A 22,919-nucleotide genomic window follows, 5' to 3' on the forward strand; every position below is an offset into this window, starting at 1 on the left:
CCCCACCGACGCCCGTCGGCCGCGCACCCCGCGCGGCCGGCGGGCGTCGCGCTGTCCGCGCGCCGCCCTTGACCCTGCCGACCCGCCGGGCTACCTTCCTGACGTCAGACATCTGACATCATCTGTCCAAGCGTTCTCGGCAGCGTCGCCGCGTTCCCCCGTGACCGTCCGCCCGCGCCGAGCACCGACCGGAAGGAACGGCATGATCGGACACCTCCGCAGACCCGCGCACCGCGCGGTGACCGTCGCCGCGGCGCTCGCGCTCGCGGTGGGCGGCGTCGTCGCCCCCGCCACGACGGCGTCGGCCCACCACACGACCCTCGCCCCCGACTTCGACCTCGCGCCCGCCACCGGCGGACCGGGCTCGTACACCGAGCAGCAGCTCGCGACGAACGGCCAGGGCGGCTTCCCCAACTACCGCATCCCCGCGCTCACCGTGGCGCCCAACGGCGACGTCCTCGCCTCGTACGACGGCCGCCCCACCGCGGCCGACTCCCCCGGGCCGAACTCGATCCTCCAGCGCCGCTCCACCGACGACGGCGTCACGTGGGGGCCGCAGGAGGTCGTCGCCGCCGGGAAGACCACCGCGCCGATCGAGGGCTACTCCGACCCGAGCTACGTCGTCGACCGGGAGACGGGGACGATCTTCAACTTCCACGTGAAGTCCTACGACCAGGGCTTCGGCGGCTCCCGGCCGGGCGTCGACCCGACCGCGCGCGACGTCATCCACGCCAACGTCTCCGCCTCCACGGACGACGGCCGCACGTGGACCCACCGCACCATCACCGCCGACGTCACCGCGGACCTCGGGTGGCGCTCGCGCTTCGCCGCGTCGGGCCAGGGCATCCAGCTCCGCTACGGCCCCCACGCGGGCCGGCTCGTGCAGCAGTACACGATCATCAACGGCTCCGGCCAGTTCCAGGCCGTGTCCGTCTACTCCGACGACCACGGCGCGACGTGGCAGGTCGGGCAGCCTGTCGGCACGGGCATGGACGAGAACAAGACCGTCGAGCTCTCGGACGGGCGCGTCATGCTCAACTCGCGCGACTCCGCCGGGTCGAAGTACCGCAAGGTCGCGTACTCGACCGACGGCGGCGTGACGTACGGGCCGGTCACCCTCGACACCGAGCTGCCCGACCCGACCAACAACGCGTCGATCGTGCGCGCGTACCCGAACGCGCCGCAGGGGTCGGCCGAGGCGAAGGTGCTCCTCTTCTCGAACGCCGCGTCGCAGACCGGGCGCGTCAACGGCACCGTCCGCGTCAGCTACGACGACGGCGAGACGTGGCCCGTCGCGCGCGTCTTCCAGCCGGGCGGCATGGCGTACTCGACGCTCGCCACGCTCGCGGACGGGACCGTCGGCCTGCTCTACGAGCCCGGCGGTGGCGGTGGCGGCATCCGGTTCGCCAAGCTCGACCACGACTGGCTCCTCGCGGCTCCGAGCAGCACGCCGGGCGAGGTCGAGGTCACCGCGGCGAGCGTCACGAGCGCGACGCCGGCCGGCGGCTGGAAGGTCGGCGACGTCGTCACCTACTCGTTCACGGTGACCAACCTGTCCGACGCCGTGACGACCGTCTCGCCGACGGGGAACCTCGAGCGGTTCGACCCCGCGCAGGGCGCGCCGAACTGCCGCTACCGCAACCTCGGGGCGCGCGCGGCGTACACGTGCACGTCCGCCCGGCACACGATCACGCAGGCCGACCTCGACGCGGGCTTCTTCGCCCCGCGCACCACGTGGACGTCGACGTCCGGCACGACCGTCACCACCGTCGAGCACGAGGGTCCGGGCGTGTACTTCGGCGCGCCCGGGAACATCAGCGTGCGCGGGACGCACGCGAACCCGCAGCAGTCGTACGCCGTGGGCGACCGCCTGAGCTTCACGTTCGACGTGCGCAACCTCTCGACGGCCGCGACCCAGGTGGTGCCCACGGGCAACCTCGCCGGGCTCGACCCCGCGAACGCCGCGCAGAACTGCCGGTACCGGAACCTCCCGGCCGAGGGGTCGTACGCGTGCACGTTCGCGCACCACGTCGTCACGCAGGCCGACCTCGACCGCGGGTCGTTCACGCCCGCCACGACGTGGACCTCGACCTCCGGGTCGAGCGTGACGGTCGTCGAGCTCGACGGTCCGACGGTCGAGCTCGCCGCCGCCCCGGCCGCGCTCGCGGTCCAGGCGACGAGCCGCTGCCTCGCCGGCGGCGCGTACGTCGCGGTCACGGCGCGCAACACCGGCGACGAGCCCGCCGACGTCACGCTGCGCACGCCCTACGGCGAGCGCACGGTGGCGGACGTCCAGCCGGGCCGGGCGGCGTACCAGTCGTTCGCGGTCCGCGCGGCGTCGGTCGACGCCGGGAGCGCGAGCGCCGGGACGACCACGGCGGCCGTGGACGCCGACTACGCGGCGACCGACTGCTCCTGACACCGGGAGCGCCCGGCCGGGTGACGCGGGCGTCACCCGGCCGGGACGGCGTCGGTGCGGGCGGGGGCACCGGCCGACCGGCGCGAGAGCAGCGCGGCGGCGAGGAAGCAGACGGCGCCGAGGAGCGTCCCGGCGTCGTCCCACCACGCGCTCAGGTACGTGCCCGTGGACGGGTCGACGTACGCCCCGACGGCGGACGCCGCGAAGGCGACGGAGCCGATCATGTTCAGCCACGTGCCGTGCCACGTGCGCGCGTCGGTGTCCCACAGGTGGCCCCGGTCGCGCGTCGCGAGGACCGCGAGCGCCGACGACACGAGGAACGCGACCGAGCCGTAGGCGTCCGGCCTCCACCCCACCCACAGCGCGGTCGGGGCCTTCACGGCCGCGACGAGGGCCGCCGTCGTGCTCACGTTGAAGCACAGCGTCCCGACGAGCTGCACGGCCGCGGACCACCAGTCCCAGCGGTCGGCGGGCGGCGTGCCCGTGCGGGGCGGGCGGCGCCCGCTCAGGCCGAGCTGGACGAACGCCGCGGCCGTGAAGAACACCGAGCCGACGACGAACGTCACCCCGGTCGCCACGGCGCCCACCGCGCCCGCGTACGGCGGGAGCGCGCCGACGAGGAAGCACAGCGACCCCGCCGCGAACCCCCACGCCTCGCGCCGCAGGCGACGCCCCGGGTCGGCGGTGCGGGTGCGGGTCATGCTCGTCCTTCCGCCGTGCCGGGCCGGCCCGCGCGCCGGCGGACCGGCCGTGTCAGGCGAGGATGCGGGCCTTCTGGGCCTCGAACTCGGCCGGGGTGAGCACGCCCTGGTCGCGGAGCGCGGCGAGCTGCGTGAGCTGCTCGATGCGCGCGTCCGTGGCCGCCGGGGCGGGTGCCGGCGCGGCGTACTGCGGCGGCGGGGCCGCGTACTGCGGCTGCTGCGGCGGGGCCGCGTACTGCGGCTCCTGCGCGGACTCCTGGGCGGCCCAGCGGCCCGCCTGGCGGCGCGAGACACGGTTCGAGACGGCGGTCGCCGTCCCGGCGACGACGGCGGTACGGGCCACGCCGCGGAGCAGTCCTGGCACGGTGGTCTCCTTCCTGGCGCCGGTCAGCCGACCGGCTCGGTGGCGTCCAGCGACGCGATGAGCGCCTGGACCGGGATGCGCCCGCTCGCGACGAGCTGGGCACCGTTGCGACGCAGCGCGGTCGCGAAGGGCGCCGCCCACACGTTCTCGTACACCAGCACGACGGCCGTCATGCCGGGCTCGACGGCGTCCACCGCCTGCGCGAGGTCGTCGTCGTCGAGCAGCCCCGACCGCGCGCCCTCGAACACCGCGAGCTCCGTCGACCCGTCGTCGAGCTCCTCGAGCCCGACGGCCGTCACGCCGCCGTCGTCCTCGCGGCGCACGACCACCAGGTCGAGCACGCGGATGATGCCGCGGTCCACGAGGTCGACGAGGTAGGGGAACGCGGCGTCGCCCGTCGCGCGGTCCGTCGGGAGCTCGACGACGAGGAAGTCGACGGGCCCGCTCTCCCGGAGGTCGTCGAGCCCGTCACCGGGCCCGTCGCTGAGTTCCTGCGTCATCGTGGCGTCCTCCCCGCGTCCGTCCCGCGCGGCGCACGGGCTCGACCCCCAGGCTCGCCCCCGGGCGCCGTCCGCGTCCTCACCCGGGAAGTGTGAAGTCGCGTCACAGGTACGCGACGTGCACGCCGTCGATGCGCCCGTCGAGCGCGAACGGCATCCGGTCCGCGTACGCGCGCGACACCGCGCCCCCGTACGCGCGCCCGACGTCGAGGCAGTCGTTCGCGGAGAACAGCAGCGGCGCGCTGACGGGCACCGTGCCGGAACCGACCTCCTCGCCGTCGAGCCGCAGCACGACGTCGAGCGGGCCACCCGGCCGCGGCTCGGCGTACGTCGTGACGATCTCGACCGTGTGGTCGCCCGCGGTGAGCGGCGCGCCCGACCGCACCACGGTCCGCTGGACGAGGAACAGGTTGTACTCGTAGGTGAGGACGCCGTCGAGCAGGAAGCAGGTCAGCCCGCCGCCCGCGCCCCCGAGCTTGTAGAGCACGCCGTTCGCGGCGTCGGGGACGGAGAGCCGGATCTCGACCCGGTTCGGGCGGTTGCCCAGCGCCGGCGCGCAGAACTCCGGGATGCGCACGGTGTCCCCCGAGAGGTCCCACGCGGTGTACGGGGGACTGATCCGGTCCTCGGGGTGCATGACCGGCACCCACAGCCCGCCGCCCACCGGGAGCGCGTCGTTGCGTGCCGCCTCGATCGCGAAGAGCTCCTTGAGCTCGGCGAGCTTCTCGGGGTGCTCCGCGGCGAGGTCGTGCGCCTGGCTCCAGTCCTCGTCGAGGTGGTAGAGCTCCCACCGGTCCTGGTCCGGGGTCCACGTCTGGATTCCGGCCGACATCCCCTGGACCCACGGCAGGCGCGGGCCGGTCGCCGACGCCATCCAGCCGTCGGAGTAGATCGACCGGCTGCCCATGATCTCGAAGTACTGCGTCCGACGGCGGCCCTCGGCCCCGGCGTCGTCGATCGAGTACGCGAGGCTCGTCCCGTCGATCGGGTCCTGCGGGACGCCGTTCACCGTCTCCGGGTGGGAGATGCCGAGGATCTCGTAGATCGTCGGCACCAGGTCCACGACGTGGTGGAACTGGGTGCGCGGCACGGGGTCGGGCTCGATGTGCCCGGGCCAGCTCACGAACATCGGGTTCCGCGTGCCGCCGAGGTGGGACGCGAGCAGCTTCATGCCCTGGTACGGCGACGACCCGGCCCACGCCCACGCGGCGTGGTACTGGTTGTCCGTCGCGGGGGTGCCGAGCGCGTCGAGGCCCCCGAGCTCCTCCAGGGCTGCGATGTGCTGCTCGACCGTCGAGGGGATGCCGTTCTGGGCGAGCAGCTCGCTGATCGTCCCGTTCTGCCCCTCCCCCGACGAGCCGTTGTCGCCCCAGATGTAGACGACGATCGTGTCGTCCGCGTAACCGAGCCGCTCCACCTCGTCGAGCAGGCGCCCGGCCTGGACGTCCGCGTGCTCGCCGAACCCCGCGGCGACCTCCATGAGCCGTGCCTGGAACGCCTTCTGGTCGTCGGGGATGTCGTCCCAGCCGGCGAGGCTCTCCGGGCGCGGGGTGAGCTCCGCGTCGTCGGGCACCCAGCCCGCCGCCTTCGCGCCCGCGAGGGCCCGCTCCCGGTAGGCGTCCCACCCGTCGTCGAACGCGCCGGCGTACTTGTCCGCCCACTCCTTCATGACGTGGTGCGGCCCGTGCAGCGCGCCGGTGGCCCAGTAGACGAAGAACGGCTTGTCCGGCGCGTTCGCCTTGTGGTCGCGCAGCCACCGCATGGCGTCGTCGGCGATGTCCTCGCTGAGGTGGTACCCCTCCTCCGGGGTCCTCGGCGGCAGGGTCGGGGTCGTGTTGCGCACGAGGTGCGGCTCGTACTGCGACGCCTCGCCCGCGAGGAAGCCGTAGAAGTACTCGAACCCGTACCCGGTGGGCCAGCGGTCGAACGGGCCGGCCGTCGTCGTCTCCTCCGCCGGGGTGTTGTGCCACTTGCCCCACGCGCCGGTCGCGTACCCGTACTGGCGCAGCACCTCCGCGATCGTCGCGCTGCTCTTCGGGATGTGCCCCGAGTAGCCGTCCCAGTCGTTCGCGAGCTCCGCGATCTGGCCGTTGCCCACGCGGTGGTGGTTGCGACCGGTGAGCAGGGACGCGCGCGTCGGCGAGCACATCGCGGTCGTGTGGAAGCGGTTGTACCCGATGCCGTTCGCGCGCACCCGGTCGAGCGTCGGGGTGCGGACGGCGCCCCCGAGCGTCGTCGGGAGCGCGGGCCCCGCGTCGTCGATGAGGATCACGACGACGTTCGGCGCGTCCGGAGGCAGGTGGCGCTCCGGCGGGCGCGGGGAGTACGTCGACTCCTGGATCGTCCGGCCCGCGACGCTGCCGGAGCGGCGGGGCGGGAACGGCAACGACCGCTCCGTGGGCAGGGGCGGTCCGACGACCGTCCGGCGGGGCTCGGTGCTCATCCACTCTCTCCCGTCTGTCCTGGGCCGTGCGGACCGACGCCGTGGCCCGCCCCGGGTGCGGACCTGCCGAGGTGCGGTGGGCGGGTGCGACGTCGTCGCCGACCGGCGCGCAGGAGGTCGGCGCGGCGGAGGGCATCGGCTCGACCGTACGGACGACGAGCGAGGCGCGGCATCACCCGCGACGGGCGAACCGGGTGGGGTCGACGCCGCCGCACCCGACCTCCGCGAGGAGACGCGGACCTGCGGGGACGGGTGCGCACCGCATGACCGGGCGGCGGATCGGCCATGATGGTCCTCGGTGTCGCGCGGCCAGGGTCGTCCTCCGCGACGTGCACGGTACCGGGACCGGTCCCGCGACGAGGGGGGCACTCATGGAGGAGCAAGATGTCGACCGGGCGCACCGGCCGACGAGACCTCGGCGCGTGCGCCTGCCCGTCTGGGCGGGGACGAGCCTCGTGGTCGTCGGGGCGCTGGTCGTCGTGGCGCTCCTCGTCTCGCGGCTCTCCGGCGGCGCCGAGGTCTGCCCCGCGATCGGGTACGCCGATCTCCTCGAGGTGGTGCTGACCGGCGACACCGAGGAGGTGCACCATCTTCAGGTGCGCGACGGCGGAGGCGACGTGTGGCAACCACCGCTGCCGACGGGTCCCGACGCACAGGAGCCAGCCATCGCGACCTCGCGGGAGGGCGCCACCTGGTCCTTCAGTCTTTTCTTGCCGACGAACCCGGTCGGGCTGCGCGCCCTCGACGAGACCGGAGCCGTCCTCGCCGAGACCGAGAAGTCCGTCGACTGGGTCCGCGTCGGAGGGTCGGAAGCGTGCGGCGGCCCGATGGAAGCCCGGGTGGGCTGGACGCTCTGATCACCTCCGAGCACGGACCGGCCGTCGACGACCCACCCGTGGGGCCCGAGCGTCTCCGCGTGCCCTGCCGCCGCCCGATCAGCCAGCCAGGCGACGCAGAGCAGGACGGTCGCGATCGCGAACAGCTCGACGGCCGGGCGCGCAGCGCGAAAGCCCCACGTCCAGGCTCGTCCGTCGTCCATGCCTGAGGAGTCGGGCAGAGGCCGGGTGTCGTCTCGGACGGATCGGCGCGCGGGTGTCGGCCTACGGCGTGGTGGGGGTGTCGAGCGCCTGCTCGGGCAGGACCTCACCGGTGCGCGCGCCGCTCCCCCGAGCGACAGGGGTACGGCACGACGACGCCTCTGCCGCCACCCCCTGAGCCGGTCGGGACTCGTCGCTCCCGGGCTCTGCGGCGCTCGTTGGCGTCAGCCCAGAGCCACGACCACCCTTCCCGACCTTCGCGCGAGAGCCGTCTCAGCTACAGCTGTTCTCGACGTGCTCGGTGACGGCCCTGAACGAGTCCTGGTAGTCGTCGTCGAGCAGGAGCTCGGTCCCGTCGCCGCCGTCGGCGAGGGCGTCCGCGACGTCCGAGGCCGTCGTCGTCACGCGGTCCCAGTCCGCGCTGAGCGCGTCGGGCGCGGTGACCTCGCGCATCGCCTCGGCGTCCTGCGCGAACGCGTCCGCGGCCTCCTCGCGCGTGAGCGACGCCGTGCTGGCCCTGACGGTCTCCGCGTAGGACCGGGCGGCGTCGCAGAAGCTCGGCTCGTCCGCCGTGCAGCCCCCGACCGACACCAGGACCGCACCCGCCGCGGCGACCGCCGCGACCCGGGACCGCTGAGCTCTCATGACCGCCCTCGCCTCACACCCTGCCCGGCCTGGGCGGCCCGGCCTCCCCGGGCGGGCCGAGGAGCACTGCCGATGATGCCGCAGGCCCTCCGGCACCGCCCCCGGACGCCGCGCACGAGCCGCGGCGGCGCCGTCTGCGTAGCGTGGTGCCCATGACACGCGTCGAGAGCTCGAAGGTCACGGTGGTGGGCGCCGGGAGCGTGGGGACCAGCCTGGCGTACGCCGCGCTGATCCGCGGCTCCGCACGGACGGTGGCGCTCTACGACATCAACCGCGCGAAGGTCGAGGCCGAGGTGCTCGACCTCGCGCACGGCACGCAGTTCACGGGGGCGAGCCAGGTCGTCGGTGGTGCGGACCCGTCGGTCGCGGAGGGGTCGCACGTCGTCGTCATCACCGCCGGTGCCAAGCAGGCCCCGGGCCAGAGCCGCCTGGACCTCGCGGGCACGAACGTCCGCATCCTCGAGACGCTGCTGCCGCAGCTCCTCGAGCACGCGCCGGACGCCGTCTACTGCATCGTCACCAACCCGTGCGACGTGCTGACCGTCGCCGCGCAGCAGATCAGCGGCCTGCCGACGTCGCGCGTCTTCTCGTCCGGCACGGTGCTCGACACCTCCCGGCTGCGCCGTCTCGTCGCCGACAAGGCTCGGGTCGCGGCGACGAGCGTGCACGCCGACATCGTGGGCGAGCACGGGGACACGGGGTTCGCGCTGTGGTCGCAGGCACGCATCGGGCCGGTGCCGATCCTCGACTGGGTCTCGCCCGACGGCCACCACTTCACGCACGGCGAGCTCGACGAGATCACGGACCAGGTGCGCCAGGCCGCGTACCGGGTGATCGAGGGCAAGGGCGCGACGAACTACGCGATCGGGCTCGCGGGTGCCCGGATCGTCGAGGCGGTCGTCAGCGACCAGCACGCCGTGCTGCCCGTCGGCACCGTGCACGACGACTACCGCGGCATCGGCGGCGTCGCGTTCTCCGTGCCGAGCGTCATCAGCTCCGGCGGCGTCCAGCAGGTCCTCGACCTCACGATGTCGGCGTCCGAAGAGCGGCAGCTCCGCGCGTCCGCCGACGCCCTGCACGCCGCGCAGCAGGACCTCGGGCTGGAGTAGCCGCCGGCGCGGGGGCGCTCCGCTTGCGGGTGGAGCCCGGCGCACGGAGCGTGGTGCTCGTCCGGGACGCGCCGCGAGGCCGTCCACCGACGCGAGCGTCGTGCGCCGAGGCGACGCCCACCGAGGAGGCCGCCATGACCGACAGCAGCGGACGCCACGCGTCCGGCACCGCACGGGACGAGGAGTCGCGGCCCGCCCCCGACGCCGACCACAAGCCCGACTCCCCCACGGACCTGCGCAAGCCGTCGTGGGGCTTCGCCGTCAAGGGCGCGGTGCGCGAGTTCATGGACGACCAGTGCACCGACCTGGCCGCCGCGCTGACGTACTACGCGGTGCTGGCGTCGGCCCCCGCGCTGCTGGCGCTCGTGTCGATCCTCGGGCTCGTGGGCGACGGCGAGAAGGCCGTCGAGTCGGTGCTCCAGAGCGTCGAGGGCGTCGTGCCGCAGACCACCCTCGACATGATCAAGCCGCTCGTCGAGAACGCCGCCAACACGGACAAGGCCGGGTTCGCGCTCGTCATCGGTGTCGTGCTGGCCCTGTGGTCGGCGTCCGGCTACGTGGGCGCGTTCTCGCGGTCGATGAACCGTATCTACGAGATCGAGGAGGGGCGCCCGATCTGGAAGCTGCGCCCCGTGATGCTGGGCGTCACCGTCATCACCGTGCTGCTCGCGGGCCTGGTCGTCGGGAGCCTCGTCCTGTCCGGGCCGATCGCGCGCCAGGTGGGCGAGCTCGTCGGCCTCGGGGACACCGCGATCGCCGTCTGGCAGGTCGCGAAGTGGCCGATCGCGCTCCTGCTCGTCGTCATCCTCGTCGCGCTGCTCTACCACCTCACGCCGAACATCAAGCAGCCCAAGTTCCGCTGGGTCAGCCCGGGCGCGATCCTGGCGATCCTCGTCTGGGTCGTCGCCTCGGCGGCGTTCGGCCTCTACCTCGGCAGCGGGCTGAGCAACTACGGCGCGACCTACGGCACCCTCGCGGGCGTCATCATCTTCCTCCTGTGGCTCTGGCTGACGAACCTCGCGCTCCTGCTCGGCGCCGAGCTCGACGCCGAGGTCGAGCGCAGCCGCGAGCTGCAGAGCGGCATGCCCGCGGAGGAGCGCATCCAGCTCCCGCCGCGCGACACGCGCGCGAGCGACAAGAAGGCCGCCAAGCGCGCGGAGGCCGTCGAGCAGGCGCGCGCCCTCCGCGAGTCGAACGGCCGGTCGACGGACACCGACAGCGACACCGACTCCCCCGGGACCGGGCGCGCGAGCACGGACGACGACGCCACCGGCCCGGGCACGACGCCGCGCCGCGACTGACCGCGCCGGCGCCGCCGGGCTCGACGCGCCCGGCGGCGCCCCCGCGGTTACGGTCGTGCCGGGTCGAGACGAGGCCCGTCCTCGATCCCCCGGAGCCGCGACGTGCCCGACCTCGCTCGACCCACCACCCCCGGCCTCGTCCCGCTGTCCCTGGGCCCGCCGTCGACCCCGCTCGCCGACCGGCCCGCGCTCGTCGGGACGGACGAGCTCGCCGCGATCGACGCGGCCGGGACCGACGTCGCGGCCCTCCTCGACCACGCGCGGACGATCGGCGCCCGGGCACCGTTCCCCGGCGACGGGCGGACCGCCGAGCTCTGGGGGGCGCTCGCCTCGCTCGCCGGGACGGACGTGGGCGCCGCGCGCGTCGTCGAGCCGCACCTCGACGCCCTCGCGATCCTCGGGCAGGTCCCGGTCCCCGTGGCGCTCGACGCCGTGGGGGCGGGTCCGGACAGCACGTGGGGCGTGTACGCGGCGGAGGGTCCCGGGGTCCGGCTGGAGGCGCACGAGCGCGACGGCGCGTGGGTGCTCTCGGGCACGAAGCCGTGGTGCTCCCTCGCCGCCGACCTCTCGCACGCGCTCGTCACCGCGTGGACCGACGCCGGTCGGCGGCTGTTCGCGGTCGGGCTGCGGTCGCCGGGCGTCGTCCCCGCCGACGGCCCGTGGGTCGCGCGCGGGCTCGCCCAGGTCGTGAGCGCCGCGGTCCGGTTCGACGGCGTCCCGGCCGTGCCGGTCGGGGCACCCGGCTGGTACCTGGAGCGGCCGGGCTTCGCGTGGGGCGGCATCGGCGTCGCGGCGTGCTGGTGGGGCGGCGCCGTCGGGCTGGCGCGGACTCAGCGCGACGCGCTCGCCGCGCGCGAGCCGGACCAGCTCGCGCTCGCGCACCTCGGTGCGACGGACCGCGCGCTCGCCGCCGGGCGGGCGGTCCTCACGGAGGCCGCGAGCGCCGTCGACGCGGGCATCGAGGGCCCTGACGCCTCCCTGCTGGCGCGGCGCGTCCGCGGGGTCGTCGCGGAGGTCGTCGAGGAGGTGCAGCGCCGCTGCGCCCACGCGCTCGGCCCGCGCCCGCTGACCACGGACGAGCGGTTCGCGCGACGCGTCGCGGACCTCGGCCTGTACGTGCGCCAGCACCACGCGGAGCGCGACGATGCGTCGCTCGGCCGCGCCCTCCTCGCGCACGGGACGACGGCGTGGTGACGTTCGACCACCGCGAGCCCGGCACGTCGGAGGACGCGTGGGTGCGCGCCGGGATCCTGGACGTCCCGCGCCTCGACGTGGGCGAGGTCGCGCACCTCGTGGTGCTCGCCGCGCACCCCGACGACGAGTCGTTCGGCGCGGCGGGGCTCGTGCACGAGCTGGCCGGTCGCGGCGCCGCGGTCACCGTGGTGGTCGCGACGGACGGCGAGGCGTCGCACGCGGGCTCGACGACGATCTCGCCCGAGCGGCTCCGCGCCGTCCGCCGCGCGGAGGTGGCCGAGGCGGTGGGCGTCCTGGCGCCCGCGGCCCGGCTCGTGCTGCCCGGCCTGCCCGACGGCGGTCTGCGCGAGCACCGCGAGGACCTCGCCTGGGTGCTCGGCGACGTGCTGGACGCCGTGCTCGCCGGGCCGGGCGGCGAGGGCGTGCCGCCGTCGTCGGTGGTGCTGTGCGCGCCGTGGCGCGGTGACGGGCACCGCGATCACCGGATCGCGGGCGAGGTGGCGGCGGAGGCGGCCGACCGCCTCGGCCTGCGCCTCCTGGAGTACCCGGTGTGGCTGTGGCACTGGGCGGACCCGGGCGACGACGCGGTGCCGTGGCCGACCCTGCGCGCCCTCCCTCTCGGCGCCGGGGCCCGGGACGCCAAGCGGCGCGCCCTCGCGGCCCACGTGACGCAGGTCGAGCCGCTGTCCGCGGCGCCGGGCGACGAGGCGACGCTCGGCCCGGAGATGCTCCGGCACGCGGACCGCGGGGTCGAGGTGCTCGTCGACGCGTCGGGCCGCCGGGTCGCGAAGGAGCCCGCGGACCCGGGCGCGAGCCTCGACGCGGAGTTCTTCGAGCGCTTCTACGCGGGCCGACGCGACCCGTGGGGGTTCGAGACGCGCTGGTACGAGCAGCGCAAGCGGGCCGTCCTCCTCGCGAGCCTCCCGCGGCCGCGGTTCCGGGCCGCGCTCGAGGTCGGGTGCTCGACGGGCGTGCTCACGGCCGAGCTCGCCGCGCGCTGCGACCACGTGGTCGGCGTGGACGTCGCCGAGGCTCCGCTGGCGGAGGCGCGGCGCCGCCTCGGGCCGGAGGTCGAGCTGATGCGTCTCGACACCCCGGGCGAGTGGCCCGACGGCACGTTCGACCTCGTCGTGCTCTCGGAGGTCCTCTACTACTACGGTCGCGACGACCTCGACCGCGCGCTGGACCGGGCGACGGCGTCGCTCGCCACCGACGGCGTGCTCGTCGCGTGCCACTGGCGGCACGACGTCGTCGAGTACCCGCTGGGCGGCGACGAGGTGCACGCGCGTCTCGCCGCCCGCCCGGAGCTCGACCGGCTCGCGCACCACGTGGAGGAGGACTTCGTCCTCGACGTGCTGGTCCGCCGTCCGGCGGTGTCGGTCGCGCGCGCGACGGGGCTGCTGTGAGCGCCCCGGGCGGGTCGGCGGGCGCCGTCGAGCGCGTCGTCGTGGTCGTCCCCGCCCGCGACGAGGAGGAGCTGCTGCCGCGCTGCCTCGCGGCGCTCGGGCGGGCGACGGCCGTCGTCGGGCGGGACCGGCCGGACGTGCGGGTCGCGGTCGTCGTCGTGCTCGACGGCTGCACCGACGGGAGCGCGCGCGTCGCCCGGGCCGCGGGCGTGCGCGTGGTGGAGGTCGCATACGGCAACGTCGGGCGCGCTCGTCGGGCGGGGGTGCGCGCCGGCGTGGCCGACCTGCGGGTGCGCCGGGACGACGCCGCGGCGCGTACGTGGCTCGCGTGCACCGATGGGGACTCCGCGGTGCCCGACCACTGGCTGACGCGTCAGCTCGACCTCGCGGACGCCGGGGCGGACGTCGTGGTCGGCACGGTCCGCCCCGAGCTGGCCGCCCTCTCGCCGGACCGGGCGCGCGCGTGGCTCGCGACACACCGGCCGGGCACGGCCAACGGGCACGTGCACGGTGCGAACCTGGGTGTCCGCCTCACGGCGCACGACGCCGCGGGCGGGTTCGCGCCCGTCGCGGAGCACGAGGACGTAGGGCTGGTGGAGCGCGCCCAGGCCGCGGGGGCGCGCGTCGTGGCCGACGCGGCCGGGGAGGTCCTGACGTCGGCGCGCCTCGTCGGGCGCACGCCCGGCGGGTACGCCCGGCACCTGCGCGAGGACCTGCTCGCGCACGACCTCCCCGCCTGAGGCGCCACCCTCCCGGCGAGCGCAGTCCCGACGGCCGGGTCAGGCGCTCGTGCGCCGCACGACGACGGACGGGAACGTCCGCTCGTCGTCGTGCCGCCGCCCGAGCAGGGCCGCGGTCGCGGCGGCCGCGATGCGCTCCACCGGGTGCGTGGCGGTCGTCAGACCGGGACCGGCCTGCTCCGCGAACGGCTGGTCGTCGAACCCGGTGACGGCGACGTCGTCGGGCACGCGGACGCCGTCCTCCGCGAGCGCGCGCATCGCGCCCACGGCGAGGGTGTCGCTCATCGCGACGAGCGCGTCGACGCCCGGCCAGCGCCGTCGTGCCTCGCGCGCGGCCTCGGCGCCCGCGAGCCACGAGAGGTCGGCGGCGACGACGCGCGCCGGGACCCCCACCTCCCGGACCACGCCCTCGTACGCCTCGACGGCCCGCTGCGAGCCGGGCAGCCAACCCGGACCGGTGAGCATGACGACGTCGCGCCGCCCGGCCGCGAGCACGTGCTCGACGAGCGCGGCGATCCCCGCGGCGGCGTCGACGTCGTACGAGGGGACGCGGCCGTCCGCGGGGCCGATCGCCGCGACGCGCGGGACGAGCTCGCGCGGCACGCTCGCGAGCACGTCGGCCGAGTAGTCGACGAGCAGCACGCCGCCCACGCCGGGGTCGCGCGCGAGGCGTCGCAGCTCCTCGCCGGGGTCGCGGCCGAGCCAGCGCAGCGCCACCCCGACGCCCTGGGTGTCCGCGGTGCGGCTCGCCGCCGCGACGACGCGCGCGACGTAGGGGTCGGCGAGCAGGTCCGCCGACGGCGACCCGACCGCCACCACGACGCGCTCGCCCCGCCCGCTCGCGAGCGCCCGCGCGCCCGGGTGCGGCACGTAGCCCAGCTCGTCGACCGCCGCGAGGACGGCGCGGCGCGCCTCGTCCGACACGCGGCCCGCCCCGCGCACGACGCGCGACGCCGTCGACCGCGAGACGCGCGCGGCGGCCGCGACGTCGTCGAGCGTGGTGGTCGGCATGGCGTTCTCCTGGGCGGGGTCGTGTCGGCGGTGACGGGCGACGCGCCCGGACCACCACGCTAACCCGGGGAGCACGTCCGTGGAAGCGTTCCCACACCGTGTCCGCAGTCGGGTTGCGCGGCCCGCGGAGCCGACGACCGGACGCCCGGCCGCGCCGTCAGGAGGCGCGGGTCGCGGCCACGCGGTCGTCGTCCGTCGTGCGCGCCCGCCGGGCGGCGAGGCGCAGCGCGACGACGGCGATCCCCGCGCCGACGAGCGCACCGATCGAGTTGGAGAGCCAGTCGTTCGTGTCGCACGACCGGCCCAGCGCCGGGACGAGCGCCTGGAACGCCTCGACGAGCGCCGACGCGACGACCCCGCCCAGCAGCGCGACGAGCGGGCGGCGGAGCAGCAGTGCCGCGAGCATGACCGGCGGCACGAACAGCACGACGTTCGCGAACAGCTCGACCCGGGCCGGCGTCGGCAGGGCCCACCCCACCGTGCAGACGGCGTACAGCTCGCGGTCGACCGGGACGAGCGTCAGCAGGAGCAGCGGCACGAGGGACAGGGTGAGCAGCGCGCCGGTGAGGCGGCGGCGCCCGACGAGCCACGAACCCAGGAACGGGCCGACGACGACGAGGGCCGCGAGCGCGAGCGGCGACATCCAGGGGTGCGCGACGAGGAGCGTGGAGATCATGGGGGCGACAGTCTGTCAGGAGACGCGTGTCGGCGGGGCACGGTAGACCTGTGCCATGACGACGACGCCCGCGCCCTCGCCCGCCCCGACCCCGGACGCGGGCTGGTGGATCTGCCGCACGTGCGCCGTCGAGCACGCCGAGCGCCCCGCGGAGTGCGCGATCTGCGCCGACGAGCGCCAGTGGGTGCCCGCCACGGGCCAGGCGTGGACCACGCTCGCCGAGCTCGCCGCGGCGGGCGAGCGCCTCGTGCTGGAGGAGCTCGAGCCCGACCTGTTCGGCCTGACGAGCGAGCCGACCGTCGGCATCGGGCAGCAGGCCAAGATCGTGCGCACCCCGGCAGGCACCCTGCTGTGGGACCCGCCGGGTTACGTGGACGACGCCGCCGTCGAGCAGGTGCGCGCGCTCGGCCCGGTCGTCGCGATCGCCGCGAGCCACCCCCACATGTTCGGCGTCCAGGTCGAGTGGAGCCGTGCGCTCGGCGACGTCCCCGTGCTCGTCGCCGAGGCGGACGCGCACTGGGTCGCGCGGCCCGACCCGGTCGTCGAGACCTGGACCGGCGAGCGCGAGGTGCTGCCCGGCGTCGTGCTGTCGCAGCCGGGCGGCCACTTCCCCGGGAGCGCCGTCGTGCACTGGGCCGCGGGCGCCGACGGTCGGGGCGTGCTGCTCTCCGGCGACACGATCTTCGCCAACCCCGACCGCACGTCCGTGAGCTTCATGCGGTCCTACCCGAACCGCATCCCGCTCTCGGCGGCCGTCGTGCTGCGCGTCGCCGAGCGCGTGGCGCGGCGCCCGTTCGAGCGGCTCTACAACAACTTCGAGGGCGTGATCCCCGCCGACGCCCGCGCGGTCGTGCTCCGCTCCGCGCAGCGGCACGCCGCCTGGGTCCGCGGCGACTTCGACCACCTCACCTGACCGCGCCGCCAGTCAGGGCTGCGACCGCGCGCGGCCCGGCCGAGGATGGGAGCCGGAGGTGACGACGATGCCGAGACGTGTCACAGGGGCCGCGGTGGCGGCGACGGGGACGTGGGTCGACCCGGACGGCGTCCGCATGCCCGCCGGCGAGGTCCACGCGTGGGAGCGCGGCACCAACGCGACGGTGTGCCGCCTGCAGCTCAGCCGCCAGGGTCTCGTGCGGTTCCCCCACGTGACGTGGGCCGACGTCCAGCCCGCGACCGGGCGGGACGCCGACGCCGTCACGTCCGTCTGCCGCCGCTGCGCCGCCGGGACGGGCGCCCGGCGCGACGAGAAGCCGTGGCGCCGGGTCGACCCGCGGCCGTGACGGCGTCCTCCCCGGGTCGCGGACAGGTCGCCCGCAGGGCGCTCTGCGGGCTGGCCGTCGTCGTGGCCGTGGCGTCCGGCTGCGCTCTCGGGACCGGCGAGCCGACGGCGTACTGCCAGCCCGACGACCCGCTGGTGACGCCGCAGCGCGTCGCTCCGGGCGACGACCTGCACGTCGAGGTGGTGGGAAGCAGCGGCAGCGCGGGGTGCGAGCGCGAGCTGCCCGCCCGCGCGCGCTACGAGGTGCTGATCACGGTCGCGGGACCCGCGGACGATCCCGCCACCGGCCGGTACAGCGTCTCCCTCGGCGTGCTCGAGCCCGACGACGAGGGCGACGCGGTGGGCACGTTCCCGGTCCCTGACGACGCGCCGACCGGCGAGGCCGAGGTCTCGGTGAGTCTCCGGCACGCCCCCACCGTGTGCGAGGTCGACCCGACGATCGGGTGCGCTGCGCCGCCGTCCGCGCTCGTCGACGTCGTGCCCTGACGCCGGCGCTCGCCGGAACTCAGGCCGAGACGGCCACCGGGGTTCCAGGGACGTCGCGCCGCACGACCGCCGCCTGCGGACCGGTGCGGAGCGCGACGAGCGCGACGTCGTCCTCCCCGTCGCCGGGGAGGACCTGGGAGAGCGCCGTCCGCACCACGTCGTCCAGGCTCGCGCCCGCCAGGCCCCGGAGCGCGTCGGCGAGCGCGGCGACGTCGTCGCGGATGCTGTGCCCGCGGCGCTCCACGAGGCCGTCCGTGTACAGGACGAGGGTGTCGTCGGTGCCGAGCTCGACCGTGTGGTCGTGTCGGCCAGCACCCGGGCGCAGCCCGAGCGGGAGGTCGTTGCGCACGGTGAGCACCTCCACCGTGCCGTCCGCGCGGACGACGACCGGGGGCAGGTGGCCCGCGCTGGACCAGCGGACGGTCCGCACGCCGCGCGAGCGTTCGTCGTCGCTCTGCTCGATGCGGGCGACGACGGCGGTCGCCACGGCGTTGATTCCCAGGGCGAGGCCGTCGATCGCGGCGTCCACGCGCTCGAGCAGGCAGGCCGGGGTCGCGCCGCTGTCGTAGCCGATGGCGCGCACCAGGCCGCGGAGCTGGCCCATCGTCGCGGCGGCGCCGAGGTCGTGCCCGACGACGTCCCCGATGACGAGGGTCGTCACGCCGTCGGACGCCACGAACGCGTCGTACCAGTCGCCGCCGATGTCGCGGTCGTGGGTCGCGGGCTGGTAGTGCACCGCGACCTCGAGGTCCTCGGGCTGCGGCGGCTCGGTGAGCACGGCCTGCTGGAGCACGAGCGCGAGCTCGCGGGCGCGCGCCGTCTCCTCCTCCGACCGCTCCGCCCGACGGCGCAGCTCGTCCAGGGTCGTCCGCATCCGCGCGGCGTCGCGCAGCGCCGCACCGATGGTCGTCGCGATGCCCGTGAGGTAGCGCGCGTAGTCGTCGTCCCACGGGCGACCGGTCGCCGCCTGGAGGACCAGGACGCCCGCGGCGCCCCGCGGGCTCGCGTCCCGCAGGGGCTTGACGACGCGGCCCCGCGCGACCTCGCGCTGACCGGTCGCGAGGGCGCGCCCGACGGCCTCGGCCTCCGTACCGTCGGCCGCGTGGCCCGCCTCCAGGAGCACGCGCGGGCGCGGACCGTCGATGGCGTAGAACGCGACGCGCGCGACGTCGGCGCTGCGGGCGAGCACCTCGACGACCGGCCGGGCGAACGCGGCCAGGCTGGCGGCCGTCGTCGGCAGGACGGCGTGCAGCTCGCCGAGCGTGAGCAGGCGACGCTGGTTCACGACCTCGCGCGTCGTCTCCGTCGCGATGTCGAGGACGCCCGCGATCCGCCCGTCGTCGTCGACGAGGGGACTGTAGGAGAAGGTGAAGTAGGTCTCCTCGTCGAAGCCCGACCGACGCATGACGAGGGGCATGTCCTCGCTCCACGTCGCGCGACCCTCGGTGAGCACGGCGTCGAAGAGCGGCCCGATGTCGTCCCAGATCTCGGGCCACACGGCACGGACCGGCGCCCCGAGCGCGCTCGGGTGCTTGTCGGTGCCGAGCATGTCCCGGTACCCGTCGTTGTAGAGGAGCGTCAGCTCCGGGCCCCACACGATCATCGCGGGGAACCGGGTGGAGAAGCACAGCCGCACCGCGTGGCGGAGGGCGACCGGCCAGGTCGCGGGCTCTCCCAGCGGGGTGTCCGCCCACACGACCTCGCGAGCGAGGCGACCGACGTCGCTGCCCGACGTCGCCTCGTCAAACCAGCTCGCGTCCGCGTTCACCTCCGCATCGTAGAGGGCTCCGGGCCTCGGGACGGCGCGTGGGGCGTGCTGAGACGGGCCGTTAATCGCTGTTCCACGCTCCGCGCACCGCGCAGGATCGGGGCCATGGACGACACCACGGAGCAGGAGCTCACCGGCGGCAACGTGAACGACGTCGTGCGGCGCGGGGACACCGTGCGGCGCTCGGCGGGCCCGTGGACCCCGACGGTCCAGGCGCTGCTGGCGTGGGTGCGTGCCCAGGGCGTCTCGTTCGTGCCCGCCCCGCTGGGGCTCGACGAGCGGGGCCGCGAGGTGCTCGGCTGGATCCCCGGCGAGACGGGCGGCTGGCCGATCCCGGACTGGGTGTGGACGGCCGCGGGGCGCGAGCAGGCGGCGAGGATGCTGCGCACGGTGCACGACGCCTCGGTCGGCTTCGCTCCCCCGGGTGCCGTGTGGCGCTCGCCGGTGCGCGAGCCCGCGGAGGTCGTGTGCCTCAACGACGTCGCGCCCTACAACATGGTGCACGACGGCGAGCGGGTCGTCGGGTTCATCGACGTCGACATGGCGGCGCCCGGGCCGCGCGCGTGGGACCTCGCCTACCTGGCCTACCGGATGTGCGGGTGGTGCGAGGACATGCCCGCTCCCGCGGACGCCCGGCCCGAAGAACGGCTGGCGCACCTGCTGGAGGCCTACGGGCCGGACGCGGCGCCGGGGGCCGCCGTCGTGCTCCGCACGATGCGCGAGCGCCTGCTCGACCTCGCGGACTGGACCGAGGAGCGTGCCCGGACGACGGGCCGCGACGACCTGCGGGAGCACGCCGCGCTCTACCGGCGGGACGTCGAGCGCCTGCCACGGGGGTGAGGGGGTGGTTGCCGGTGCCGCACCAGCAGGGGGCAGAGATGCGGCACCGGCTGCCCCTCACGCTAGATGCGAACTGGACAAGCGTCCAGTAGCAGGAGCGGGTGAAGTTGACGAAGGTCCCTTCCGCTGACAGCGCTTTCCGCTGAAGATGTGGCCCATGGGGCTGAACTGGGGGAACACCGGACCGGACGAGTACGAGGCGCACGCGCCCGAGGGCGTCTACCGCATCGTCGCGCGCGGCACGGAGTGGTGCCTCGAGAAGCCGTTCCCGACGCCGGGCCGCATCGGCGGCTTCCCGTCGACCGCCGAGGCCATGGCCTGGGGCGACGACCTCCACCTCGCCGCGAGCGGCCCGCGCGTCCGCACGCCGCAGCCCGCGTGGCCCACCGTGGACGAGTTCGCGCGCGTCGTCGACGTCCAGCCGACGGTGCTGCGCTCGTGGATCGCGGTGCACGCCGGCGGCTCGACGAGCCCTCGGCGCCGCATCGACCCGGCGACCCAGCAACGCATCCGCACGTTCTACCAGCTCGACCCGACGCCCTGACGCCGCGGCCCCACCGCACCGTACCCCCCGCGCGACCCGCGCGGTGACCTGCTCCCAGCCTCTCAGCCACCCACCAGCAGGGACACCCCGATCGTCGCCATGACGAGCGCGATCACGCCGTCGAGCACGCGCCACGCCCCGGGCCGGGCGAAGACCGGCGCGAGCAGCCGCGCGCCGAAGCCGAGCGCGGTGAACCAGACGACGCTCGCCACCATCGCCCCGGTGCCGAACAGCCACCGGGCGGTGTCGGCGCCTCCGGCCCCCGCCCCGCCCGCGTGGGCGGCGGCGTAGCCCGCGGCGAGCGACCCCAGCAGCAGGACCGTGTCGAGGTACACGTGCGGGTTGAGCCACGTGAGGGCGAGCGACGTGCCCACCGCCGACCGCGCCGACGTCGCCCCCGCGCCCGACGCCGGGTCGAGCCCTCCGGGGCGCAGCGCCCGCCGGGCGGCGAGCGCCGCGAGCGTCAGGAGGAACGCGGCGCCACCCCAGCGCACGACGGTGAGGAGCACGGGCGCACCCGTCACGAGCGCACCGAGGCCAGCCGTCCCGGCCGCGATGAGCACGAGATCCGAGACCGCGCAGACGAGGACGACGGGCAGCACGTGCTCGCGCCGGAGCCCCTGGCGCAGCACGAACGCGTTCTGCGCGCCGATCGCGACGATGACGGACAGCCCGGCGGCGAGGCCGGCGGCGAGGGGCGCGAGGAAGGACAGCACCCCTCGACGGTAGGGACGCGGCTCGATGAAGTACAGCGACAGATTCTGCAGAACCATAAGATGCGCTCATGGTTGACCTTCAGCCCGACCAGCTTCGCGCGCTCGAGGCGATCGCCGCGACCGGCACGTTCGACGCCGCGGCGCGCCGGCTCGGCGTCACGCCGTCGGCGGTGAGCCAGCGCATGCGTGCGCTGGAGTCCGCCGTCGGGCAGGTGCTGGTGCGGCGGGGCAAGCCCGCGGAGCTGACCCCGCCCGGGCGGGTGCTCGTGCGGCACGCACGCCACCTCGCGCTCCAGCAGGCGGACGTGCTCGCCGAGCTGGGCATCGGGCGGGACGGGCAGGACGCGGGCGACCCGGCCGCGCTGCCCGAGATCACGCTCGTCGTCTCCGGGGACGCCCTGACGACGTGGGCGCTGCCCGCGCTCGCCGAGGCGGCGCGGTGGGCGCGGCTAGAGGTGCTCCGCGAGGACGAGGAGCACTCGATCGGGCTCCTGCGCGACGGGACGGCGGTCGCCGCGGTCACGTCGGTCGCGGACGCGGTGCCGGGCTGCCGGTCGACCCTCCTGGGCCGGATGCGGTACCGGCCGTGCGCGAGCCCGGCGTTCGTCGAGCGCTGGTTCCCCGACGGCCCGACGACGGCCGCGCTGTCCCGGGCGCCCGTCCTCGCGTTCGACCGCAAGGACGACCTCCAGGAGCGCTACCTGCGGCTGCGGGCGGAGGAGGCGGGCACCGCGCTCGACCCGCCACGCCACTACGTCCCGGCGTCGCACGAGTTCCGCCGGGCCGTCGAGCTCGGCATGGGGTGGGCGATGCTGCCCGACCTCCAGAGCGCCCGGGCCGAGCGGGCCGGGCGCCTCGTCGGCTTCGACGACGAGCGCGCGGTGGAGGTGCCGCAGCACTGGCAGCAGTGGCGGCTGCACTCCGCCTCGCTCGACCGGCTCGCGACGGCGGTCGCACGCGCGGCGCGCGACGCGCTGGGATAGCACGTCGCGCGCCGCGGGCGTCGGTCAGACGGCCAGCGCACCGGCCGGTTCGTCGGGCGGGGGCACCTCGTCGGGGCCGACGATCTCGACGAGGTCGAGGGCGTGGCTGAACTCCAGGATCTCGAGCACCTGGGGCGGGACACCGAGGAGCCGCGGTCGCGACTCCTCGGTCACCTTCATGAGGAGCAGGTGCAGCCCCGACGAGTCCATGAACGTCACGGCCGAGAGGTCGACCGTCTTGGGTCGGCCGTCGATCGTGGCGGCGAGCCGTGCCTTGACGGCGTGGGTGACCGCGAAGTCGATCTGGCCCCACATCACCCAGCGACGGCCGCCGTCCTCGACGCGGACTCCCCCGGTGCCAGTGCTCCCCACGACGCTCCCGTCCCCGACGTCACCGACGGTGCGCCGTGCGCACGGTCAGCCCCGGTTGTTCCGGGTGACCGCACCGTACACGCCGAGGGTGATGAGCGAACCCAGGATGGCGAGGAGCCAGGTACGGAAGTCGCCCAGGTCGCCCAGCGAGGTCCCGAAGAACACCGAGCCGAGCCACCCACCGAGCAGCGCGCCCAGGATGCCCAGCAGGATGGTGATGATCACCGAACCGGTCTGCTTGCCCGGCAGGACGGCACGGGCGATGAGACCGGCCACGAGGCCGAGGACGATGTACGCGATCCAACCCATGAGTACTCCTCCGATACGTCGGTTTCCCTGCGGACGTGAACACTCCCAGGCTCCGGCACTCCTCGCACGTGCTGGC

Annotated in this window: 24 protein-coding genes; 13 read left to right on the forward strand and 11 right to left on the reverse strand. The window is 75.5% G+C overall.

Annotated elements, in window-relative coordinates; all coding sequences use genetic code 11:
* Positions 1–202 precede the first annotated feature (202 nt).
* Positions 203–2,419 (forward strand): exo-alpha-sialidase, encoded by a 2,217-nt coding sequence (locus B9L22_RS05985; protein WP_086149542.1) that lies wholly within the window; start codon positions 203–205, stop codon positions 2,417–2,419.
* A 32-nt stretch (positions 2,420–2,451) separates the two neighbouring features.
* Here the strand turns inward: B9L22_RS05985 and B9L22_RS05990 are convergent, their stop codons facing one another.
* The 4 genes from B9L22_RS05990 to B9L22_RS06005 form a co-directional block, all read right to left on the reverse strand.
* The gene (locus tag B9L22_RS05990; protein WP_043653552.1) at positions 2,452–3,120 is read right to left on the reverse strand and encodes a YrhK family protein; all 669 of its coding nucleotides are present in this window, start codon (positions 3,118–3,120) and stop codon (positions 2,452–2,454) included.
* A 52-nt stretch (positions 3,121–3,172) separates the two neighbouring features.
* Positions 3,173–3,484, reverse strand: a complete 312-nt coding sequence (locus tag B9L22_RS05995; RefSeq protein ID WP_086149543.1) for an SHOCT domain-containing protein — start codon at positions 3,482–3,484, stop codon at positions 3,173–3,175.
* Positions 3,485–3,507: 23 nt separating this feature from the next.
* Positions 3,508–3,984 carry a DUF6325 family protein gene (locus B9L22_RS06000; RefSeq protein ID WP_021480863.1) on the reverse strand — a complete coding sequence of 159 codons (477 nt, stop codon included), beginning with the start codon at positions 3,982–3,984 and terminating at the stop codon, positions 3,508–3,510.
* Between the two features lie 103 nt (positions 3,985–4,087).
* Positions 4,088–6,427, reverse strand: coding sequence for an arylsulfatase (locus B9L22_RS06005; RefSeq protein WP_086149544.1), 2,340 nt, complete (start codon positions 6,425–6,427; stop codon positions 4,088–4,090).
* Positions 6,428–6,849: 422 nt separating this feature from the next.
* Between B9L22_RS06005 and B9L22_RS06010 the strand changes: the two genes are divergently transcribed.
* On the forward strand, positions 6,850–7,284 hold the full coding sequence (locus B9L22_RS06010) for a hypothetical protein (RefSeq protein ID WP_143317094.1): 435 nt from the start codon (positions 6,850–6,852) through the stop codon (positions 7,282–7,284).
* A 453-nt stretch (positions 7,285–7,737) separates the two neighbouring features.
* Here B9L22_RS06010 and B9L22_RS06015 read toward each other — a convergent pair whose 3' ends face one another.
* Positions 7,738–8,109, reverse strand: coding sequence for a hypothetical protein (locus B9L22_RS06015; RefSeq protein WP_086149546.1), 372 nt, complete (start codon positions 8,107–8,109; stop codon positions 7,738–7,740).
* Positions 8,110–8,261: 152 nt separating this feature from the next.
* Here B9L22_RS06015 and B9L22_RS06020 point away from each other — a divergent pair, with 152 nt between their 5' ends.
* From B9L22_RS06020 to B9L22_RS06040, 5 genes are all read left to right on the forward strand, one after another.
* A complete protein-coding gene (locus B9L22_RS06020) occupies positions 8,262–9,218 on the forward strand; it encodes an L-lactate dehydrogenase (protein ID WP_086149547.1) in 957 nt (318 codons plus the stop codon).
* Between the two features lie 134 nt (positions 9,219–9,352).
* On the forward strand, positions 9,353–10,519 hold the full coding sequence (locus tag B9L22_RS06025; protein ID WP_086149710.1) for a YihY/virulence factor BrkB family protein: 1,167 nt from the start codon (positions 9,353–9,355) through the stop codon (positions 10,517–10,519).
* Positions 10,520–10,621: 102 nt separating this feature from the next.
* Positions 10,622–11,713: an acyl-CoA dehydrogenase family protein gene (locus B9L22_RS06030; RefSeq protein ID WP_233139754.1), complete on the forward strand. Its 1,092-nt coding sequence runs from the start codon at positions 10,622–10,624 to the stop codon at positions 11,711–11,713.
* Positions 11,710–13,119, forward strand: coding sequence for a PIG-L family deacetylase (locus tag B9L22_RS06035; protein ID WP_233139757.1), 1,410 nt, complete (start codon positions 11,710–11,712; stop codon positions 13,117–13,119). Before B9L22_RS06030 ends, B9L22_RS06035 begins: the two co-directional genes overlap by 4 nt.
* Positions 13,116–13,859, forward strand: coding sequence for a glycosyltransferase family 2 protein (locus B9L22_RS06040; RefSeq protein ID WP_086149549.1), 744 nt, complete (start codon positions 13,116–13,118; stop codon positions 13,857–13,859). The genes B9L22_RS06035 and B9L22_RS06040 overlap by 4 nt, the downstream gene beginning before the upstream one ends.
* Before the next feature lie 39 nt (positions 13,860–13,898).
* Here the strand turns inward: B9L22_RS06040 and B9L22_RS06045 are convergent, their stop codons facing one another.
* Both B9L22_RS06045 and B9L22_RS06050 read right to left on the reverse strand, forming a co-directional pair.
* Positions 13,899–14,870: a LacI family DNA-binding transcriptional regulator gene (locus B9L22_RS06045; RefSeq protein ID WP_086149550.1), complete on the reverse strand. Its 972-nt coding sequence runs from the start codon at positions 14,868–14,870 to the stop codon at positions 13,899–13,901.
* 157 nt (positions 14,871–15,027) lie between these two features.
* Positions 15,028–15,546, reverse strand: a complete 519-nt coding sequence (locus tag B9L22_RS06050) for a VanZ family protein (RefSeq protein WP_086149551.1) — start codon at positions 15,544–15,546, stop codon at positions 15,028–15,030.
* Between the two features lie 55 nt (positions 15,547–15,601).
* On the opposite strand from B9L22_RS06050, the gene B9L22_RS06055 reads away from it, so the two are divergent.
* From B9L22_RS06055 to B9L22_RS06065, 3 genes are all read left to right on the forward strand, one after another.
* Positions 15,602–16,459: an MBL fold metallo-hydrolase gene (locus B9L22_RS06055; protein WP_086149552.1), complete on the forward strand. Its 858-nt coding sequence runs from the start codon at positions 15,602–15,604 to the stop codon at positions 16,457–16,459.
* Between the two features lie 67 nt (positions 16,460–16,526).
* Positions 16,527–16,826, forward strand: coding sequence for a hypothetical protein (locus tag B9L22_RS06060; RefSeq protein WP_086149712.1), 300 nt, complete (start codon positions 16,527–16,529; stop codon positions 16,824–16,826).
* Positions 16,799–17,311, forward strand: a complete 513-nt coding sequence (locus B9L22_RS06065) for a hypothetical protein (protein WP_086149553.1) — start codon at positions 16,799–16,801, stop codon at positions 17,309–17,311. Before B9L22_RS06060 ends, B9L22_RS06065 begins: the two co-directional genes overlap by 28 nt.
* A gap of 19 nt (positions 17,312–17,330) precedes the next feature.
* On the opposite strand, the gene B9L22_RS06070 is transcribed toward B9L22_RS06065, so the two are convergent.
* Complete coding sequence (locus B9L22_RS06070) at positions 17,331–19,079, reverse strand: SpoIIE family protein phosphatase (protein ID WP_086149554.1); 1,749 nt, start codon at positions 19,077–19,079, stop codon at positions 17,331–17,333.
* Between the two features lie 105 nt (positions 19,080–19,184).
* Here B9L22_RS06070 and B9L22_RS06075 point away from each other — a divergent pair, with 105 nt between their 5' ends.
* Positions 19,185–19,919 carry an aminoglycoside phosphotransferase family protein gene (locus B9L22_RS06075; RefSeq protein WP_086149555.1) on the forward strand — a complete coding sequence of 245 codons (735 nt, stop codon included), beginning with the start codon at positions 19,185–19,187 and terminating at the stop codon, positions 19,917–19,919.
* 157 nt (positions 19,920–20,076) lie between these two features.
* Positions 20,077–20,463 (forward strand): hypothetical protein, encoded by a 387-nt coding sequence (locus B9L22_RS06080; RefSeq protein WP_143317099.1) that lies wholly within the window; start codon positions 20,077–20,079, stop codon positions 20,461–20,463.
* A 62-nt stretch (positions 20,464–20,525) separates the two neighbouring features.
* Here the strand turns inward: B9L22_RS06080 and B9L22_RS06085 are convergent, their stop codons facing one another.
* Positions 20,526–21,236 (reverse strand): LysE/ArgO family amino acid transporter, encoded by a 711-nt coding sequence (locus B9L22_RS06085; RefSeq protein WP_086149557.1) that lies wholly within the window; start codon positions 21,234–21,236, stop codon positions 20,526–20,528.
* Between the two features lie 11 nt (positions 21,237–21,247).
* On the opposite strand from B9L22_RS06085, the gene B9L22_RS06090 reads away from it, so the two are divergent.
* Positions 21,248–22,162: a LysR family transcriptional regulator ArgP gene (locus B9L22_RS06090; RefSeq protein ID WP_086149558.1), complete on the forward strand. Its 915-nt coding sequence runs from the start codon at positions 21,248–21,250 to the stop codon at positions 22,160–22,162.
* 24 nt (positions 22,163–22,186) lie between these two features.
* Here B9L22_RS06090 and B9L22_RS06095 read toward each other — a convergent pair whose 3' ends face one another.
* Together B9L22_RS06095 and B9L22_RS06100 are read right to left on the reverse strand one after the other, a co-directional pair.
* Positions 22,187–22,534, reverse strand: a complete 348-nt coding sequence (locus B9L22_RS06095) for an STAS domain-containing protein (RefSeq protein WP_143317101.1) — start codon at positions 22,532–22,534, stop codon at positions 22,187–22,189.
* A 45-nt stretch (positions 22,535–22,579) separates the two neighbouring features.
* Positions 22,580–22,843: a GlsB/YeaQ/YmgE family stress response membrane protein gene (locus B9L22_RS06100; protein WP_009863124.1), complete on the reverse strand. Its 264-nt coding sequence runs from the start codon at positions 22,841–22,843 to the stop codon at positions 22,580–22,582.
* Positions 22,844–22,919: the final 76 nt, after the last annotated feature.

The organism is Cellulosimicrobium sp. KWT-B (genome assembly GCF_002127155.1).
GTDB lineage: Bacteria > Actinomycetota > Actinomycetes > Actinomycetales > Cellulomonadaceae > Cellulosimicrobium > Cellulosimicrobium funkei.

Coding starts and splice junctions, on each gene's coding strand:
- B9L22_RS05985 (WP_086149542.1), top strand. CDS start 203: ATGATCGGACACCTCCGCAGACCCGCGCACCGCGCGGTGACCGTCGCC.
- B9L22_RS05990 (WP_043653552.1), bottom strand. CDS start 3,120: ATGACCCGCACCCGCACCGCCGACCCGGGGCGTCGCCTGCGGCGCGAG.
- B9L22_RS06000 (WP_021480863.1), bottom strand. CDS start 3,984: ATGACGCAGGAACTCAGCGACGGGCCCGGTGACGGGCTCGACGACCTC.
- B9L22_RS06005 (WP_086149544.1), bottom strand. CDS start 6,427: ATGAGCACCGAGCCCCGCCGGACGGTCGTCGGACCGCCCCTGCCCACG.
- B9L22_RS06015 (WP_086149546.1), bottom strand. CDS start 8,109: ATGAGAGCTCAGCGGTCCCGGGTCGCGGCGGTCGCCGCGGCGGGTGCG.
- B9L22_RS06020 (WP_086149547.1), top strand. CDS start 8,262: ATGACACGCGTCGAGAGCTCGAAGGTCACGGTGGTGGGCGCCGGGAGC.
- B9L22_RS06025 (WP_086149710.1), top strand. CDS start 9,353: ATGACCGACAGCAGCGGACGCCACGCGTCCGGCACCGCACGGGACGAG.
- B9L22_RS06045 (WP_086149550.1), bottom strand. CDS start 14,870: ATGCCGACCACCACGCTCGACGACGTCGCGGCCGCCGCGCGCGTCTCG.
- B9L22_RS06050 (WP_086149551.1), bottom strand. CDS start 15,546: ATGATCTCCACGCTCCTCGTCGCGCACCCCTGGATGTCGCCGCTCGCG.
- B9L22_RS06055 (WP_086149552.1), top strand. CDS start 15,602: ATGACGACGACGCCCGCGCCCTCGCCCGCCCCGACCCCGGACGCGGGC.
- B9L22_RS06060 (WP_086149712.1), top strand. CDS start 16,527: ATGCCGAGACGTGTCACAGGGGCCGCGGTGGCGGCGACGGGGACGTGG.
- B9L22_RS06075 (WP_086149555.1), top strand. CDS start 19,185: ATGGACGACACCACGGAGCAGGAGCTCACCGGCGGCAACGTGAACGAC.
- B9L22_RS06080 (WP_143317099.1), top strand. CDS start 20,077: ATGGGGCTGAACTGGGGGAACACCGGACCGGACGAGTACGAGGCGCAC.
- B9L22_RS06085 (WP_086149557.1), bottom strand. CDS start 21,236: ATGGTTCTGCAGAATCTGTCGCTGTACTTCATCGAGCCGCGTCCCTAC.
- B9L22_RS06090 (WP_086149558.1), top strand. CDS start 21,248: ATGGTTGACCTTCAGCCCGACCAGCTTCGCGCGCTCGAGGCGATCGCC.
- B9L22_RS06100 (WP_009863124.1), bottom strand. CDS start 22,843: ATGGGTTGGATCGCGTACATCGTCCTCGGCCTCGTGGCCGGTCTCATC.